The 15,792-nt window shown below is 64.7% G+C and carries 21 protein-coding genes and 4 tRNA genes; 22 read left to right on the top strand and 3 right to left on the bottom strand.

Annotation, left to right across the window (positions count from 1 at the left end; genetic code table 11):
• Nucleotides 1-10: 10 nt before the first annotated feature.
• Nucleotides 11-238, bottom strand: a complete 228-nt coding sequence (locus QFZ42_RS22620; RefSeq protein ID WP_307703110.1) for a hypothetical protein — start codon at nt 236-238, stop codon at nt 11-13.
• 18 nt (nt 239-256) lie between these two features.
• Nucleotides 257-616, bottom strand: coding sequence for a translation initiation factor IF-2 (locus tag QFZ42_RS22615; RefSeq protein ID WP_307703109.1), 360 nt, complete (start codon nt 614-616; stop codon nt 257-259).
• Between the two features lie 214 nt (nt 617-830).
• Between QFZ42_RS22615 and QFZ42_RS22610 the strand changes: the two genes are divergently transcribed.
• From QFZ42_RS22610 to gph, 3 genes are all read left to right on the top strand, one after another.
• Nucleotides 831-1,109, top strand: coding sequence for a hypothetical protein (locus QFZ42_RS22610; protein ID WP_307703108.1), 279 nt, complete (start codon nt 831-833; stop codon nt 1,107-1,109).
• Between the two features lie 179 nt (nt 1,110-1,288).
• A complete protein-coding gene (locus QFZ42_RS22605; RefSeq protein WP_307703107.1) occupies nt 1,289-1,771 on the top strand; it encodes a ferritin-like domain-containing protein in 483 nt (160 codons plus the stop codon).
• A gap of 83 nt (nt 1,772-1,854) precedes the next feature.
• Nucleotides 1,855-2,586, top strand: a complete 732-nt coding sequence (gene gph, locus QFZ42_RS22600; protein ID WP_307703106.1) for a phosphoglycolate phosphatase — start codon at nt 1,855-1,857, stop codon at nt 2,584-2,586.
• An 18-nt stretch (nt 2,587-2,604) separates the two neighbouring features.
• Here the strand turns inward: gph and QFZ42_RS22595 are convergent, their stop codons facing one another.
• Entirely contained in the window at nt 2,605-3,201 is a 597-nt protein-coding gene (locus tag QFZ42_RS22595; protein WP_307703105.1) for a chalcone isomerase family protein, read from the bottom strand.
• A gap of 324 nt (nt 3,202-3,525) precedes the next feature.
• Here QFZ42_RS22595 and trpE point away from each other — a divergent pair, with 324 nt between their 5' ends.
• The 19 genes from trpE to rplL all read left to right on the top strand — a co-directional run bounded on the left by trpE (nt 3,526) and on the right by rplL (nt 15,777).
• Complete coding sequence (gene trpE / locus QFZ42_RS22590) at nt 3,526-5,028, top strand: anthranilate synthase component I (RefSeq protein ID WP_307703104.1); 1,503 nt, start codon at nt 3,526-3,528, stop codon at nt 5,026-5,028.
• 61 nt (nt 5,029-5,089) lie between these two features.
• The gene (locus tag QFZ42_RS22585) at nt 5,090-5,479 is read left to right on the top strand and encodes a GxxExxY protein (protein ID WP_307703103.1); all 390 of its coding nucleotides are present in this window, start codon (nt 5,090-5,092) and stop codon (nt 5,477-5,479) included.
• Nucleotides 5,476-6,060 carry an anthranilate synthase component II gene (locus tag QFZ42_RS22580; RefSeq protein WP_307703102.1) on the top strand — a complete coding sequence of 195 codons (585 nt, stop codon included), beginning with the start codon at nt 5,476-5,478 and terminating at the stop codon, nt 6,058-6,060. Before QFZ42_RS22585 ends, QFZ42_RS22580 begins: the two co-directional genes overlap by 4 nt.
• A 4-nt stretch (nt 6,061-6,064) precedes the next feature.
• The gene (gene ltaE / locus QFZ42_RS22575; RefSeq protein WP_307703101.1) at nt 6,065-7,123 is read left to right on the top strand and encodes a low-specificity L-threonine aldolase; all 1,059 of its coding nucleotides are present in this window, start codon (nt 6,065-6,067) and stop codon (nt 7,121-7,123) included.
• A 15-nt stretch (nt 7,124-7,138) separates the two neighbouring features.
• Complete coding sequence (locus QFZ42_RS22570; RefSeq protein WP_307703100.1) at nt 7,139-7,798, top strand: LysE family translocator; 660 nt, start codon at nt 7,139-7,141, stop codon at nt 7,796-7,798.
• Nucleotides 7,799-7,818: 20 nt separating this feature from the next.
• Nucleotides 7,819-8,841, top strand: a complete 1,023-nt coding sequence (trpD, locus tag QFZ42_RS22565; protein ID WP_307703099.1) for an anthranilate phosphoribosyltransferase — start codon at nt 7,819-7,821, stop codon at nt 8,839-8,841.
• Nucleotides 8,842-8,867: 26 nt separating this feature from the next.
• The gene (gene trpC, locus QFZ42_RS22560; RefSeq protein WP_307703098.1) at nt 8,868-9,668 is read left to right on the top strand and encodes an indole-3-glycerol phosphate synthase TrpC; all 801 of its coding nucleotides are present in this window, start codon (nt 8,868-8,870) and stop codon (nt 9,666-9,668) included.
• Nucleotides 9,665-10,372: a uracil-DNA glycosylase gene (locus QFZ42_RS22555; protein ID WP_307703097.1), complete on the top strand. Its 708-nt coding sequence runs from the start codon at nt 9,665-9,667 to the stop codon at nt 10,370-10,372. Before trpC ends, QFZ42_RS22555 begins: the two co-directional genes overlap by 4 nt.
• Nucleotides 10,373-10,476: 104 nt before the next feature.
• Nucleotides 10,477-10,562, top strand: a tRNA-Tyr gene (locus QFZ42_RS22550).
• A gap of 64 nt (nt 10,563-10,626) precedes the next feature.
• Nucleotides 10,627-10,700 (top strand) — tRNA-Gly (locus QFZ42_RS22545).
• 41 nt (nt 10,701-10,741) lie between these two features.
• Nucleotides 10,742-10,816 (top strand) — tRNA-Thr (locus QFZ42_RS22540).
• A gap of 74 nt (nt 10,817-10,890) precedes the next feature.
• Entirely contained in the window at nt 10,891-12,084 is a 1,194-nt protein-coding gene (gene tuf / locus QFZ42_RS22535) for an elongation factor Tu (protein ID WP_013539103.1), read from the top strand.
• Nucleotides 12,085-12,105: 21 nt separating this feature from the next.
• A tRNA-Trp gene (locus QFZ42_RS22530) sits at nt 12,106-12,181 on the top strand.
• Between the two features lie 134 nt (nt 12,182-12,315).
• Nucleotides 12,316-12,699 (top strand): preprotein translocase subunit SecE, encoded by a 384-nt coding sequence (gene secE, locus QFZ42_RS22525; protein ID WP_307703096.1) that lies wholly within the window; start codon nt 12,316-12,318, stop codon nt 12,697-12,699.
• Nucleotides 12,700-13,311, top strand: a complete 612-nt coding sequence (nusG, locus tag QFZ42_RS22520; protein ID WP_307703095.1) for a transcription termination/antitermination protein NusG — start codon at nt 12,700-12,702, stop codon at nt 13,309-13,311.
• A 134-nt stretch (nt 13,312-13,445) separates the two neighbouring features.
• Entirely contained in the window at nt 13,446-13,877 is a 432-nt protein-coding gene (gene rplK, locus QFZ42_RS22515) for a 50S ribosomal protein L11 (RefSeq protein ID WP_055801191.1), read from the top strand.
• The gene (rplA, locus tag QFZ42_RS22510; RefSeq protein ID WP_307703094.1) at nt 13,878-14,576 is read left to right on the top strand and encodes a 50S ribosomal protein L1; all 699 of its coding nucleotides are present in this window, start codon (nt 13,878-13,880) and stop codon (nt 14,574-14,576) included.
• Between the two features lie 246 nt (nt 14,577-14,822).
• Complete coding sequence (gene rplJ / locus QFZ42_RS22505) at nt 14,823-15,356, top strand: 50S ribosomal protein L10 (RefSeq protein WP_307703093.1); 534 nt, start codon at nt 14,823-14,825, stop codon at nt 15,354-15,356.
• 43 nt (nt 15,357-15,399) lie between these two features.
• On the top strand, nt 15,400-15,777 hold the full coding sequence (gene rplL, locus QFZ42_RS22500; protein WP_093126724.1) for a 50S ribosomal protein L7/L12: 378 nt from the start codon (nt 15,400-15,402) through the stop codon (nt 15,775-15,777).
• Nucleotides 15,778-15,792: the final 15 nt, after the last annotated feature.

The following is a 15,792-nucleotide window of genomic DNA, read 5'->3' as shown; positions in this document are numbered from 1 at the left end:
GCGGGGGTGCTCATCCCCGGCCCAGCACGATCGCACCGTCCTCGATGTAGCGGTCGAACTCGATCTTCGGTATGGCCGCCGTCAACGATTGGCCGTTCTCGCTCCAGGTGAGGACGACGCTGTCGTCCGCCATCAGGATCTGGCAGTTGCCCTCCGGAATCTTCAGTTGCGGACCGTCACCTGCGCGGAATTCGACAGGGCCGGCGATGCGTGCGTCGATCTGGGTGGTGGAAGTCATGGGAGGCTCGCTGTTCATCTATTGGGGCGCGGGCCGCGCATGCCGCTTGTCGCTGCCGCGCTGCTCCTTGGAAGGATCGCCGTCGCGAGAAGGCGCAATGCCCCCGGGCGTGGCGGTCGAAGGTGGACGCGAAGTTTGCGTGCGCGCGCTGGCGGGCCCCTTGTCCGAGCCCAGCGGGCCCTGGTCGATGGCGCCGCGGGGCTGCTCTGCCGGGCGGGCGCCCTGCGGCTCGGCTGAATCGCTGATCGGGGGCGCACGCGTTCCCTTGGGGTTGCCGGTGGGCTGCGCGCCCGCAGCCGCCACCGAGAGCAGCAATGCGGCAGCGAGACCGTACGTGCGCAAAGGGCGAGGCGCGGAGCGCGATACGTCATTGGCCATGAATTGAATCCTCGAAGACTGAAGCCTCTTTTCTCTCGCGCAACACCACGCCGTGCGTGTAGGCAGGGACACCGTCCTTGCGCCGGTTGCGTGCCTGCCCGCCCGATCCCCGATGGCCCGCCCCGTTGCCGTGCGCTTGCGCCGAAGACGCGACGCTTTCCTACGCACGGCTGCGCCGCTGCGGCGCACGGTGAAATTTTCGAAAGGACACAGCGTGACCAGATCCACGACCACGGCCCGGCCCACCGCGCCGGACGGAGCGGCGAATTCGGCGGCGTACCGCAAGCCGACACCCGCCGAGAAAAGCATGAAGCGCGAAGCGAGAACGCCCGCGGAGAACGGCGATCCCGTGGGGCCCAACAACGGCCCCGCAATCACCGAGGAACGCAAGCCGCCAACGCCGGGTGATGCCGGCGTGGGCGAAACCGGGAACCACGGCAGCTCGCCCTACAGCCAGCCCGGGCGGGCTGAAAAGCCGTTCCGGGAGGAGTGAGCCGGAGCGGCAAGACGCGCCCGAAGAACGCTGACAGCGGACGTCGGGCGAAGCCGACACGGATCCAGATCCGCGCGAACACCATTGGTCTTGGGACCTGCGCAATGCGGCCGCTGTCGGGCACGCATGCGCGGCAATTTTCAACCCGCCTCTTCACGAGGCACACGAAGGAGTCATTCATGGCCAACTACACGAACACCGCCGACACCGCGACCAGCGAAGACGTGGTCGAGGTGCTGAACGATCTGCTCGAGAACACGCGCGACGGTGAATACGGTTTCCGCGCCTGCGCCGAGGAAGTCGAATCGCCGCAACTCAAGCAAGTCTTCCAGAACCGCTCGGCGGAATGCGCCAGGGCGGCCGGGGAACTGGTCCAACTCGTGAGGCGCTTCGGCGGATCGCCGGACGACGGCGGCACGGTCACCGGTGCCATGCATCGCGGCTGGGTGCACGTGAAGGGTTCCGTCGGCGCCGACAGCGCACTCTCCATGCTGGAGGAGTGCGAGCGCGGTGAAGACGCTGCCGTGGCGCGTTATCGCAAGGCGCTGAAGGCGAACTTGCCTGCCGACGTGCGCGCGATCATCCAGCAGCAAGCCGACGGTGCGCAACGCAACCACGACCAGATCAAGCAGTTGCGCGACCAGATGCGCGCCAGCAAGTAAAAGAAGCCGCCTGCGCCTAGCGGCGTGCGGGTCGACCGGGCGGGGCAAAATGAACCTCGTTGTTTCACTCCGGCCGTCCGTTCTTGACCTCTCTCGATTTCGACCTCACCCGCTTCGACGCCGCCATCGTCGATCTCGATGGCACCATGGTCGATACGCTCGGCGACTTCGCGGTGTCGCTGAACCACATGCTCGCCGACCTTTCGCTGCCGCCGGTACCGCCGGCCGCCGTCGAAAAAATGGTGGGCAAGGGTTCGGAGCATCTGATTCTTTCGGCACTCGCGCATGTGATGGCGTCAGGCGGCGGCGGCGCCGCCTCGCCCGGCGGTGCGGAAGCGCTGCACGCTCGGGCGCAAGCGCTTTTCGACCGGGCCTGGGAGCGCTATCAGCATCACTACCTCGCCATCAACGGACAGCACTCGCAGGTGTATCCCGGCGTGGTCGACGGCCTGAAGGCGCTGCGCGCGCGCGGCCTCCGCTTGGCGTGCCTCACCAACAAACCCACCTCGTTCGCCAAGCCGTTGCTCGCGGCGAAGGGGCTCGATGGCTTCTTCGAATTCGCGTTCGGCGGCGATGCCTTCACGCGCAAGAAGCCGGACCCTCTGCCGCTTTTGAAGACCTGCGAGGCGCTGGGCACCGATCCCGCGCGCACACTGATGATCGGAGACTCGAGCAACGACGCCAAGGCCGCACGTTCCGCCGGCTGCCCGGTGCTGCTCGTGACCTACGGCTACAACCACGGCGAGCCGGTGCGCGGCGTCGATGCCGACGGTTTCCTGGATTCGCTGGCCGAACTCGATCGCGCGGCGGCCTGAGCGGGACGAGCCGGGGCGCTACTTTCCGAGCAGCGCGTCCTTGAGTTTCCAGTCGGCGGGCGTGGGGCCGAGCCAGATGCGCAGCAGCGCGTTGAAGAACGCCTGCTCCTTGATGGGATCGGGCTGCGGCACGCCGCGCACCGTGACGAGCGTGCCGGTACCGGGCAGCCAGTCGATGGTGAAGGTGTCGCCGGTCTTGAGCTGCTTCTGGTCGGCGAACATCTGGCCCATGCGCAGCAGCCCGGGAATGAGGTTGACCATTTCGCTCTTGGGCGAGTTTTCTTCCACGCCCTTGGTGAAGAGCTTGCCGAGTTCGTTGGCCTCGATGTCGCGCAGCATCGTGATGGACACGCGCTTGGGACCGGGTGCCGCCAGCGCCTCCTCCGGCGTGGAGACTTTCTTTTCCACGTAGAAGCCGGCCGTGTACACCTTGAAGACGGCCTTGTAGCGCACCCCCGCGCCGTTGAGCTGCAGGGTGCTGCCGCGCAGTTCGAGGGTGTCGTTCAGCTTGACGCCGGCAACGTCGACCTGTGCGGCCGATGCGCCGAGCGCAGCGGCGGCGCAGGCCAGCACGGCAATGCGGGAGAGCAGGGGTGGGAGCGAAAGAGCGGGCAAGCGGATCTCCTCGGATTTGCGAACGATCGTTCGAATGTATCTTTTCGTTTTACTCCCGGCCCTCGGGGGAACCCTGAAGCCGTACGTTGCACGCGGCGGCGTTTTCGTGGGCTAAACTCCGTGCTCCATGTTCGTTCATCACATCATTCAAACAGGTCAAGGCAGCCGGGGAGCCTGGCCCTGGCGTAGCCATACATCGCTGACTGTTTGATTGCACGGCGCACGCCGTGCGCCCGCGGTACCGGATCGCTGCAGACTCCGGGCCACCCGTGAATGACCTTGCCACCGGCCGAGAAGCGCCGCGAGGCAACTGGAGAACGATCCGTGATCACCGAACTTGAATTCAAGAGCCTCAGCGCACAGGGCTACAACCGCATTCCGCTGATGGCCGAGGCCTTTGCCGACCTCGAGACGCCTCTTTCGCTTTATCTCAAGCTGGCCCATTCGCAAGGCGGCGGCAAGCACAGCTTCCTGCTCGAATCGGTGGTCGGCGGCGAGCGCTTCGGGCGCTACAGCTTCATCGGGCTGCCAGCCCGCACGCTGCTTCGCGCCACCGGCTTCGGCGCCGATGCGAAGACCGAGGTGGTGACGGACGGCCAGGTGGTCGAGACGGCCGCCGGCAACCCGTTGGACTTCGTCGCCGAGTACCAGAAGCGTTTCAAGGTGGCGCTGCGGCCCGGCCTGCCGCGCTTTTGCGGCGGCCTTGCGGGCTACTTCGGCTACGACACGGTGCGCCACATCGAGCGCAAGCTCGAAAAAAGCTGCCCGCCCGATGCGCTGGGCTGTCCCGACATCCTGCTGCTGCAGTGCGAGGAACTGGCAGTCATCGACAACCTCTCGGGCAAGCTGTATTTGATCGTCTACGCCGATCCCAAGCAGCCCGAGGCCTACGCGGCGGGCAAGCGCCGCCTGCGCGAGCTGAAGGAAAAGCTCAAGTACTCGGTGAGCGCGCCCGTCGTGAAGCCCACGCAGCCGCATCCGCCGGAGCGCAGCTTCGCCAAGGCCGACTATCTCGCGGCGGTGGAGCGTGCCAAGGACATGATCGCCGCGGGCGACTTCATGCAGGTACAGGTGGGCCAGCGCATCAGCAAGCGCTACACCGAGTCGCCGCTGTCGCTCTACCGTGCGCTGCGTTCGCTCAATCCGTCGCCCTACATGTACTACTACCACCTGGGCGATTTCCACGTGGTGGGTGCGTCGCCCGAGATCCTGGTGCGCCAGGAGAACACGGGCGAGGGCGAGCAGAAGATCACGATCCGCCCGCTGGCCGGCACGCGCCCGCGCGGCGCTTCGCTGGAGCTCGACAAGGCGGCCGAGGAAGAACTCATCAACGACCCGAAGGAGCGCGCCGAGCATGTGATGCTGATCGACCTCGCGCGCAACGACATCGGCCGCATCGCGAAGACGGGCACCGTGAAGGTGACCGAGGCCTTTGCCGTCGAGCGGTACAGCCACGTGATGCACATCGTGAGCAACGTCGAAGGCACGCTGAAAGACGGCATGACCGCCATCGACGTGCTCAAGGCCACCTTCCCGGCCGGCACGCTGACGGGCGCGCCCAAGGTGCATGCGATGGAACTCATCGACCAGCTGGAGCCCACCAAGCGCGGCATCTACGGCGGCGCCTGCGGCTACATCAGCTATGCGGGCGACATGGACGTGGCCATCGCCATCCGCACCGGCATCGTGAAAGACCAGATGCTGCACGTGCAGGCCGCAGCCGGGGTGGTGGCCGATTCGGTGCCCGAGCTGGAGTGGAAAGAAACGGAAGCCAAGGCGCGCGCACTGCTGCGTGCGGCGGAACTGGTCGAGGAGGGGCTGGAATGAGCGCCGCGCCGGGCCGCCCCAAGCAAGCTCGCACCGCAGTGCGCAGCACGGAGGTTACACAGTGAGCAACGCAGACATTCAAAACGACTTCTCGCACGAGATCATCGGCGCCGCCGTCGAAGTGCAGCGCGTGCTCGGCACCGGCCTCAGCGAAGACGCCTACGCCGCCGCACTGGCCATCGAACTCGCCGAGCGCGAGATCGGCTTCACGCAGGGCGTGGCGCTGTCGGCCACCTACAAGGGCCGCTCGCTCGGCGAGGTGTACCGCGCGGGTTTCGTGATCGAGCAATCGGTCATCGTGGAGCTCAAGGCTGTCGACGTGCTGACCGATCTGCACCGCGCGCAAGTGCTTGCCGCGCTGCGCCTGTCGGGTCTCAAGCTGGGCCTTCTGATCAACTTCAATGTGTTCCCCGTCGTCAAGGGCGTGCACCGGATTGTGAGCAAGCCATGAAACTGCTGATGATCGACAACTACGATTCGTTCACCTACAACATCGTCCAGTACCTCGGCGAGCTGGGTGTGGACGTGCAGGTGCACCGCAACGACGAGATCACCGTGGCGCAGATCGGGGAGCTGATTGCTTCCGGCGTGACCCGGCTCGTGGTGTCGCCAGGGCCTTGCTCGCCGGCGGAAGCGGGCGTGTCGGTGGCGGCCATCGAGGCCTTTGCCGGCAAGCTGCCGATTCTCGGCGTGTGCCTGGGCCATCAGGCCATCGGCGCGGCCTTCGGCGGCAAGATCATTCGCGCGCAGCAGCTGATGCACGGCAAGACCAGCGAGATCACGACAACTCAGGAAGGTGTCTTCGCAGGGCTGCCCGAGAAGTTCATCGTCAACCGGTACCACTCGCTTTCCATCGAGCGCGAGAGCTGCCCGAAGGCGCTGGCGATTACCGCATGGACGGACGACGGCGAGATCATGGGCGTGCGGCACACCGGGTTTGCGCATGACGTGCGCATCGAGGGCGTGCAGTTCCACCCCGAATCGATCCTCACCGAGCACGGCCACGCCATGCTCAAGAACTTCCTGGACTGATGCCATGACCGACCGCTCCTTGCTCGTCGACCTGCGCAGCGACACCGTCACGCAACCCACCCCGGCGATGCGCGAGGCCATGATGGCGGCGCCGCTCGGCGACGACGTCTTCGGCACCGACCCGAGCGTGAACGCGCTGCAGGAAAAGATCGCCGCGCTGCTGGGCTTCGAGGCGGCGCTCTTCGTGCCGACCGGCACGCAGAGCAACCTGTGCGCAATTCTTTCGCACTGCGGCCGTGGCGATGAATACGTCGTCGGCCAGCAGGCGCACTGCTACCGTTGGGAGGGCGGCGGCGCCGCGGTGTTCGGCAGCGTGCAGCCGCAGCCGCTCGACCATGCACCCGACGGCACGCTGCCGCTCGCGCAGATCGAAGCCGCCATCAAGCCCGATGATGCGCACTTCGCGCGCACGCGGCTGCTGGCGCTGGAGAACACGTTGGGCGGCAAGCTGCTGCCCTTCGAATACGTTCAGGCCGCGACGGACTTGGCCAAGGGCAGGGGCCTGCAACGGCATCTGGACGGAGCGCGCCTCTTCAACGCCGCAACCACCCAGGCTGCGTCGAACAAGCGCAGCGACACCCGCGCCGAGGCGCGCCGCATCGCGCAGTGCTTCGACAGCGTGTCGGTCTGCTTCAGCAAGGGCCTGGGCGCACCGGTCGGCTCGGCGCTGGTCGGTTCGCGCGAACTCATCGCGCGGGCGCACCGCATCCGCAAGATGGCGGGTGGCGGCATGCGGCAGGCGGGGCTGCTCGCGGCGGCGGCTTCGCATGCGCTCGATCACCACATCGACCGGCTGGCTGAAGACCACGCGCTGGCGCAGCGCCTCGCGCAGGGGCTCGAGGGCATCGAAGGCCTGAAGGTCGAGGCGCCGCACACGAACATCGTGTTCGTCGACCTGACCGGCGCGGCGCAGGCGCGTTCTTCGGAACTGCTGGCGCACCTGAACCAGCAGGGCATTCTTGCGACGGGGCTCTATCGGCTGCGCTTCGTGACCCATCTCGATGTGGATGCGGCGGGCGTGGACCGCGCCGTCGCCGCCATCCGCGCTTTCTTCAACGCCTGACGCACAGGACACGCGATGCCCGATCTTCCGCATCTGCTTGCTTTCATCGCCGCCGGCTGGCTGCTGAACCTGACACCCGGGCCCGACGTGCTCTACATCGTGACGAATTCGCTGCGTTCGGGCGTGCGCGCCGGCATCGTGGGCGGGTTCGGCGTTCTCACTGGCTGCTTCGTCCACATCTTTGCGGCGGCCGTCGGCGTCGGCACGCTGCTGGCCACCTCGGCGGCGGCCTTCACAGTGCTCAAGTACGTGGGAGCGGCTTATCTGCTGTACCTTGGCGTTCGCATGGTGCTGTCGCGCGCCAAGCCGCCGTCCGATTTGCCGCAAGCTGCGGCGGCGACCGGCCAGCGCGGGCTCAAGGAGATCTTTCTCGGCGGCTTCTGGACCAATGTGCTGAACCCCAAGGTGGCGTTGTTCTTCCTGGCCTTCGTGCCCCAGTTCATCGCGCCGGACACCGACAACAAGAGCCTGTACTTCGTTCTGCTGGGCGTGCTGTTCAACCTCAACTCCATTCCCATCGTCGTGGGATGGGCCGCGTTCGCGGGCTGGATGGCGCGCAGAAGCGCCGTGCAGAAGGGCATGCACTGGCTCGATCGCGCGGCCGGCGTGCTGTTCATCGGCTTCGGCCTCAAGCTTGCATTCACGGACGCGCCAGTCGGCCGCGCCGGCCCCTGAAAACACCGAGGAGACTTCCCATGATCACCCCCCAGGAAGCGCTGCAGCGCACCATCGAGCACCGCGAGGTGTTCCACGACGAGATGCTGCACATCGTGCGGCTCATCATGAGCGGCGAGTGCTCGCCGGTGATGATGGCGGCGCTGATTACCGGGCTGCGCGTCAAGAAGGAAACCATCGGCGAGATCACCGCGGCCGCGCAGGTGATGCGCGAGGTGTCGACCAAGGTGCCGGTGAAGGACACCACGCACCTCGTCGACATCGTCGGCACCGGCGGCGACGGCTCGCACACCTTCAACATCTCGACCTGTTCGATGTTCGTCGCGGCCGCGGCCGGCGCCAAGGTGAGCAAGCATGGCGGGCGCAGCGTGTCGAGCAAGTCGGGCAGCGCCGACGTGCTGGAGTCGCTGGGCGTCAACATCAACCTGCAGCCGGAGCAGATCGCGCGCTCCATCGAGCAGGTGGGCATCGGCTTCATGTTCGCGCCCAACCACCATCCGGCCATGAAGAACGTGGCGCCGGTGCGCAAGGAGCTCGGCATCAAGACGATCTTCAACATCCTCGGTCCGTTGACCAACCCGGCGGGCGCGCCGAACATCCTGATGGGCGTGTTCCACCCCGACCTGGTCGGCATTCAGGTGCGCGCCCTGCAGCGGCTGGGCACCGAACACGCCCTCGTGGTGTATGGCCGCGACGGCATGGACGAAATCTCGCTCGGCGCCGCCACCATGGTGGGCGAGCTCAAGGACGGCGAAATCCGCGAATACGAGCTGCATCCTGAAGACTTCGGCTTTGCCATGTCGAGCAACCGCGCGCTGCGCGTGGAAACGCCCGAGCAGTCGAAGGCCATGCTGTTGGGGGTGCTGGACAATCAGGCCGGCCCGGCGCTCGACATCGTGCTGCTCAACGCGGGTGCGGCGCTGTATGCCGCGAATGTGGTCGATTCGGTGGCTGCAGGCATCGAGCGCTCGCGCGAAGCCATTGCATCGGGTGCCGCGCGAGCCAAGCTGGCCGAGCTGGTCAAGGCCTCCACGGCGATTTGAATCGGTAGAAAAAGGGAGCCCAGAACATGTCCGACATCCTCGACAAGATCGTTGCCGTCAAGCGCGAAGAAATTGCCGCGGCGCAGAAAAGAAGCCCGCTCGCAAGCGTGCGCTTCGATGCCGAAAGCCGCGTGCTGACGCGCGATTTCGAAGGCGCCCTGCGCGCCAAGATCGCTGCCGGCCATGCCGCGGTGATCGCCGAAGTCAAGAAGGCCAGCCCGAGCAAAGGGGTGCTGCGCGAAGACTTCATTCCGGCCGACATCGCGCAAAGCTATGCCGAAGGCGACGGCGAAATCAGCGCCGCCTGTCTTTCGGTGCTCACCGACAGGCAGTTCTTCCAGGGCGGTATCGATTACCTCAAGCAGGCGCGCGCCTCGTGCGACCTGCCTGTGCTGCGCAAGGATTTCATCGTCGACGCCTACCAGGTGTACGAATCGCGTGCGATGGGCGCCGATGCAATCCTGTTGATCGCCGCCGTGCTCGACGATGCGCAGATGAAGGACTACGAAGCCATTGCGCGCGGGCTGGGCATGGCGGTGCTGGTCGAAGTGCACGACGCGGCCGAGCTCGACCGCGCGCTCAGGCTCAAGACACCGCTCGTGGGGGTGAACAACCGCAATCTGCGCAATTTCGAGGTGTCGATCCAGGCCACCATCGATCTGCTGCCCAGGCTTCCGGCCGACCGGCTGGCGGTGACCGAGTCGGGCATTGCCACGCGCGAAGACGTGGCCACCCTCCGCGCCGCGGGCGTCCATGCCTTCCTGGTCGGCGAGGCCTTCATGCGCGCCAAGGAGCCCGGCGAGGCGCTCGCTGCATTGTTCAAATGAATCGGCCCGATCAGCTGTCCGGCAGCGATCCCGCCGACTGGCCGGTGGCGCCGGGCTGGCAACCGCTGGTCGACGGGTTCTTCGGCAGCATCGTGGGGCAGAAGCTATTGAGTTTCTTGCGCGAGCGCCTTGACGCCGGCGCCGTGATCTTTCCGCCGCAACCGCTGCGGGCGCTGGAGCTGACGCCGCCCGAAGACGTGCGGGTGGTGATCCTGGGCCAGGACCCGTACCACGGGCGCGGCCAGGCGGAAGGACTCGCTTTTTCCGTCGCCCCGGGCGTGGCGCTTCCGCCGTCGCTGCGCAACATCTTCAAGGAGCTTCAGCGCGACCTTGGAACGCCTCCGCCCCCGTTTCCGAGCCCGGGCGGCAGCCTGGTGAAATGGGCGACCCACGGGGTGCTGCTGCTCAACACCTGCCTCACGGTGGAGGAGGGTCAGCCAGCCAGCCACGCGGGCCGCGGTTGGGAGGTGCTGACCGACGCGGTCATCCGTCATGTATCCGGCAGTGCAAAACCTGTTGTTTTTATGCTGTGGGGCTCGCATGCGCAAAGCAAGCGCGCGTTGATCGACGTCGGGCGCCACAAGGTGCTGACGTCGAATCACCCGTCGCCGCTTTCCGCCTTGCGCCCGCCCGCGCCTTTTATCGGCTGCGGGCACTTCGGCGAGGCGCGTGCCTGGCGGGAGGCGCACCAGGCCGGCGACTGAATTCGCGGATAATGCCGGGGTTCCCGCCTCGTGCAGTTCCCGCGTCTTCTTGGTGCTGGAGGTTCTGTGAAGTCACAAAACCGTGCTATATTTCGAGGTTCGCCGGAGAGGTGGCCGAGTGGTTAATGGCAGCAGACTGTAAATCTGCCCTCTTACGAGTACGCTGGTTCGAATCCAGCCCTCTCCACCAGCGATGAATTTGGTTTCTAAGAGCGATTGGATCTAGCGCTTTGGGTGCCTTGAGTGCCCCCGATGCGGGAGTAGTTCAATGGTAGAACCCCAGCCTTCCAAGCTGATGACGCGGGTTCGATTCCCGTCTCCCGCTCCAGAGACCCGGTTCGACGCCGGAAGCGATTGGTTAGACAAAAAGCCCTTTTGGCTCAGTGGTAGAGCACTCCCTTGGTAAGGGAGAGGTCGCGGGTCCGATTCCCGCAAAGGGCACCAGTTTCTAGGGGGTTGCAACAGCAGGTTTGCAACCCATCTGCATACGTTGAAATCGTTTTTTTCGGAGTCGAAAAATGGCAAAAGGTAAATTCACCCGCACCAAGCCGCACGTGAACGTGGGCACGATCGGTCACGTCGACCACGGCAAGACCACGCTGACGGCTGCGATCGCCACGGTGCTGTCGGCCAAGTTCGGCGGCGAAGCCAAGGCCTACGACCAGATCGACGCGGCGCCCGAAGAAAAGGCCCGCGGCATCACCATCAACACCGCCCACGTCGAGTACGAAACGGCCAACCGCCACTACGCACACGTCGACTGCCCCGGCCACGCCGACTACGTCAAGAACATGATCACCGGTGCCGCCCAGATGGACGGCGCCATTCTCGTGTGCTCGGCCGCCGACGGCCCGATGCCCCAGACCCGTGAACACATCCTGCTGGCTCGCCAGGTCGGTGTGGGCTACATCATCGTCTTCCTGAACAAGTGCGACATGGTCGACGACGCCGAACTGCTCGAGCTCGTCGAAATGGAAGTGCGCGAGCTCCTCGACAAGTACGAGTTCCCTGGCGACGACACCCCCATCATCCACGGCTCGGCCAAGCTCGCCCTCGAAGGCGACAAGGGCAAGCTCGGTGAAGAAGCCATCATGAAGCTGGCCGAAGCCCTCGACACCTACATCCCGACGCCCGAGCGCGCCGTGGACGGCACCTTCCTGATGCCCGTCGAAGACGTGTTCTCGATCTCCGGCCGCGGCACCGTCGTGACCGGCGCCGTCGAGCGCGGCGTCATCAAGGTCGGCGAGGAAATCGAGATCGTGGGTATCCGCCCGACCGTCAAGACCACCTGCACCGGCGTGGAAATGTTCCGCAAGCTGCTGGACCAGGGTCAGGCTGGCGACAACGTCGGCGTGCTGCTGCGCGGCACCAAGCGCGAAGAAGTCGAGCGCGGCCAAGTGCTGTGCAAGCCCGGCTCCATCAAGCCGCACGTGCACTTCACCGCCGAGGTGTACGTGCTGTCCAAGGACGAAGGTGGCCGTCACACGCCGTTCTTCAACAACTACCGTCCGCAGTTCTACTTCCGCACGACGGACGTGACCGGCGCGATCGAGCTGCCCAAGGACAAGGAAATGGTCATGCCTGGCGACAACGTCAGCATCACCGTGAAGCTGATCAACCCGATCGCGATGGAAGAAGGCCTGCGCTTCGCCATCCGCGAAGGCGGCCGCACCGTGGGTTCGGGCGTCGTGGCAAAGATCCTCGACATCTAAGCCGAGCGCAAAGAGTACCGGAGGGGTATAGCTCAATTGGCAGAGCGTCGGTCTCCAAAACCGAAGGTTGTAGGTTCGATTCCTACTGCCCCTGCCACCTAGGTGGCACCCCGAAAAGCCCGTCGTTGATCCGGCGGGAGGCTAAAAAAGCCCATCGTGACCCGATGGGCTTCGGCGTCTCAAGAGGCGCATTGAATTGAAGGTCGAAAGACCACAGGAAATCAGCCGAACATGGCCACTTCTCAAATCGAAACCGTGAGCACGGGTGCCGACAAGGCCAAATTGGCCATGTCGGTGGTGCTGGCAGTGGGCGCCATCGTGGCGTTCTATCTGCTCGCGCGCCAAGGCTCGCTGGTGCAATGGGCTGCGCTGCTGGTCGGCCTGGCTGCGGCCGTGGGCGCCTTCGGCAGTTCGGAGAATGGCCGTCAGTTGTGGGCCTTCGGCCGCGACTCGTGGCGCGAGGTCAAGAAGGTCGTCTGGCCTGCCCGCAAGGAAGCAATGCAGATGACGGCCTACGTGTTTGCCTTCGTGGCGATCATGTCCGTCTTCCTCTGGCTCACCGACAAGACGCTCGAATGGGTGTTTTTCGACCTCATTCTGGGCTGGAGAAAATAAATGACCGACGACGCTGTTGAAACCACGCCGAGCACGCCGGAGGAAGAAAACACCTCCGTGCTGGCTCCCGCCGCCAACCCTGATCTGCGTTGGTACGTGGTGCATGCCTATTCGGGCATGGAAAAGGCCGTCGAACGCAACATCACCGAGCGCATCACCCGCGCCGGCATGCAAGACAAGTTCGGCCGCATCCTGGTCCCGACCGAAGAAGTGGTCGAGATCAAGAACGGCCAGAAGCGCACCACCGAGCGTCGTTTCTTCCCCGGTTACGTGCTGGTCGAAATGATCATGGACGACGAGAGCTGGCACCTGGTGAAGCACACCAACAAGGTGACGGGTTTCGTCGGCGGCGCCAAGAACCGTCCGGCCCCGATCTCGCAGAAAGAGGTCGAGGACATCGTCAGCCAGATGCAGCAGGGCACCGAGAAGCCGCGCCACAAGGTCGAGTTCACCGTCGGCGAATTCGTGCGTGTCAAGGAAGGCCCGTTCACCGACTTCAATGGCACGGTGGAAGACGTCAACTACGAGAAGAGCAAGGTCAGCGTGTCGGTCATGATTTTCGGCCGCGCAACGCCTGTGGAGCTCGAATTCAGCCAGGTCGAAAAGACCTGAGCCTCGGGCCGAAAGGCCCGAACCCATTCCGGCTGCGCGTTGTCCGACTCGGCGCGCGGCCTTGATCGAAGAGTCGTTCAACCCCGGGGAGCTGCGGCGAGAGCCAAGGCGATATCACCCGCAAGGAGCAAAGCATGGCGAAAAAAATCGTCGGCTTCATCAAGCTGCAAGTACCAGCTGGTAAGGCCAACCCGTCACCACCCATCGGTCCCGCACTGGGCCAGCGTGGTTTGAACATCATGGAGTTCTGCAAGGCGTTCAACGCGCAGACCCAGAGCGTCGAGCCTGGTCTGCCGCTGCCGGTGGTCATCACCGCGTTCGCTGACAAGAGCTTCACCTTCATCATCAAGACGCCCCCGGCGATCACCTTGATCAAGAAGGCCATCAAGCTGGACAAGGGCTCGGCCCGTCCGCACACCGACAAGGTCGGCAAGATCACGCGCGCACAGCTCGAAGAGATCGCCAAGGCCAAGATGAAGGACCTGACTGCCGCCGACCTGGACGCAGCAGTTCGCACCATCGCCGGCTCTGCCCGTTCGATGGGCGTGAATGTGGAGGGCGTGTAAATGGCCAAGATCACCAAGAAGCAAAAAGCGTCCGCAGGCAAGGTCGACAGCAACAAGCTGTACGCCCTCGTTGAAGCCATCGGCCTCGTGAAAGACGCCGCCACCGCCAAGTTCGACGAATCGATCGACGTGGCCGTGCAGCTCGGCATCGACGCGAAGAAGTCTGACCAGGTCGTGCGTGGCGCCGTCGTGTTGCCCAACGGCACCGGCAAGACCAAGCGCGTGGCTGTGTTCGCCCAAGGCGCCAAGGCGGAAGAAGCCAAGGCCGCCGGCGCCGACATCGTCGGCATGGACGACCTCGCCGCGATGGTCAAGGCTGGCGACATGCCTTTCGACGTCGTGATTGCCGCTCCTGATGCGATGCGCGTGGTCGGTACGCTCGGCCAGATCCTCGGCCCGCGCGGCCTGATGCCCAACCCCAAGGTTGGCACGGTGACCCCGGACGTCGCCACGGCCGTGAAGAACGCCAAGGCTGGCCAGGTCCAGTTCCGCGTCGACAAGGCCGGCATCGTGCACGGCACGATCGGCCGTCGCTCGTTCGACACCGACAAGCTGCAAGGCAACCTCGCTGCGCTGATCGACGCTCTGGTCAAGGCCAAGCCGGCGACCAGCAAGGGCGTGTACCTGCGCAAAGTGGCTGTGTCGTCGACCATGGGTCTGGGTGTCCGCGTGGACACGCAAACCATCTCGGCGAGCTAAAGAGATTGGCCCGGCTCTGAAAAGAGCGGGGCGAATGTGGTGGGTCGCGGCAGCTTCGGTTGCCGTGGGCCATCCAAGACCGCTGGTGTGCAGGGCGCTGCACTTAATCGCCGGATCGATCCTTCCGGTATCCAGCGCAGATGGCGATCCCGCTGCAAGGAATTTATTTTTGTTCCGAAACAGTTGGTCGCTGCATGAAGCGCGATCCGAGGCCCCGGCCGAAGGTCGCATTAAAAGGAGTAGACCTTGAGTCTGAATCGCAGTGAGAAAGAAGCGGTCATCAGTGATGTGACCAGCCTCGCCGCTAAAGCTCAAACGCTCGTGATGGCGGAATACCGTGGCATCACGGTGGCCGATATGACCAAACTGCGCAGCGAAGCTCGCAGCAAGGGTGTGACCCTCAGCGTGTTGAAGAACACGCTGGCACGCCGTGCTGTGGCTGGTAGCGCATTTGAAGTCGTCGGCGACCAGATGACCGGTCCGCTGATCTACGGCTTTTCCGAGGACGCAGTGGCCGCCGCCAAGGTGGTGGCCGACTTCGCGAAGACCAACGACAAGTTGGTGATTCGCGGCGGCGCGTTTGGCGGCAAGGCCCTGGACGTCAACGGCGTGAAGCAACTGGCCAACATCCCTTCGAAGGAAGTGCTGTTGTCGCAATTGCTGGGCTTGATGCAATCCCCGATCTCTCGTACCGCCCGCGTGCTCGCGGCGCTGGCCGAGAAGCGCGGTGGTGGCGAAGCTGCACCCGCCGATGCACCGGCAGAAGCGCAGGCCGCTTGAGCCTTGCGTTTGAAATATTCAACCCAATTGTTAGGAAACAAAAATGGCATTCGATAAAGACGCATTTCTGACCGCGCTCGACAGCATGACGGTCCTGGAACTCAACGACCTGGTGAAAGCCATCGAAGAGAAGTTCGGCGTGAGCGCCGCTGCAATGGCCGCTCCGGCCGGCGCTGGTGGCGGTGCCGCTGCTGCTGCAGTGGAAGAGCAGACCGAATTCAACGTCGTGCTGACGGACGTCGGCGCGAACAAGGTTTCGGTCATCAAGGCCGTGCGCGAAATCACCGGCCTGGGCCTCAAGGAAGCCAAGGACCTGGTGGAAGCCGCTCCCAAGGCTGTCAAGGAAGCCCTGTCCAAGGCTGACGCTGAAGCCGCCAAGAAGAAGCTGGAAGAAGCCGGCGCCAAGGTGGAACTGAAGTAATTCAGTCCCCCTCGA

The sequence above is a fragment of the Variovorax paradoxus genome (genome assembly GCF_030815855.1).
Classification (GTDB): domain Bacteria; phylum Pseudomonadota; class Gammaproteobacteria; order Burkholderiales; family Burkholderiaceae_C; genus Variovorax; species Variovorax paradoxus_M.
This window is presented reverse-complemented; position numbering and strand designations above follow the sequence as displayed.

Bases quoted from the DNA above. Each gene is read 5' to 3' on its own strand.
- QFZ42_RS22620 (WP_307703110.1), bottom strand. From the start codon at position 238: ATGACTTCCACCACCCAGATCGACGCACGCATCGCCGGCCCTGTCGAA.
- QFZ42_RS22615 (WP_307703109.1), bottom strand. From the start codon at position 616: ATGGCCAATGACGTATCGCGCTCCGCGCCTCGCCCTTTGCGCACGTAC.
- QFZ42_RS22605 (WP_307703107.1), top strand. From the start codon at position 1,289: ATGGCCAACTACACGAACACCGCCGACACCGCGACCAGCGAAGACGTG.
- QFZ42_RS22580 (WP_307703102.1), top strand. From the start codon at position 5,476: ATGAAACTGCTGATGATCGACAACTACGATTCGTTCACCTACAACATC.
- ltaE (WP_307703101.1), top strand. From the start codon at position 6,065: ATGACCGACCGCTCCTTGCTCGTCGACCTGCGCAGCGACACCGTCACG.
- QFZ42_RS22570 (WP_307703100.1), top strand. From the start codon at position 7,139: ATGCCCGATCTTCCGCATCTGCTTGCTTTCATCGCCGCCGGCTGGCTG.
- trpD (WP_307703099.1), top strand. From the start codon at position 7,819: ATGATCACCCCCCAGGAAGCGCTGCAGCGCACCATCGAGCACCGCGAG.
- trpC (WP_307703098.1), top strand. From the start codon at position 8,868: ATGTCCGACATCCTCGACAAGATCGTTGCCGTCAAGCGCGAAGAAATT.
- QFZ42_RS22555 (WP_307703097.1), top strand. From the start codon at position 9,665: ATGAATCGGCCCGATCAGCTGTCCGGCAGCGATCCCGCCGACTGGCCG.
- tuf (WP_013539103.1), top strand. From the start codon at position 10,891: ATGGCAAAAGGTAAATTCACCCGCACCAAGCCGCACGTGAACGTGGGC.
- secE (WP_307703096.1), top strand. From the start codon at position 12,316: ATGGCCACTTCTCAAATCGAAACCGTGAGCACGGGTGCCGACAAGGCC.
- nusG (WP_307703095.1), top strand. From the start codon at position 12,700: ATGACCGACGACGCTGTTGAAACCACGCCGAGCACGCCGGAGGAAGAA.
- rplK (WP_055801191.1), top strand. From the start codon at position 13,446: ATGGCGAAAAAAATCGTCGGCTTCATCAAGCTGCAAGTACCAGCTGGT.
- rplA (WP_307703094.1), top strand. From the start codon at position 13,878: ATGGCCAAGATCACCAAGAAGCAAAAAGCGTCCGCAGGCAAGGTCGAC.
- rplL (WP_093126724.1), top strand. From the start codon at position 15,400: ATGGCATTCGATAAAGACGCATTTCTGACCGCGCTCGACAGCATGACG.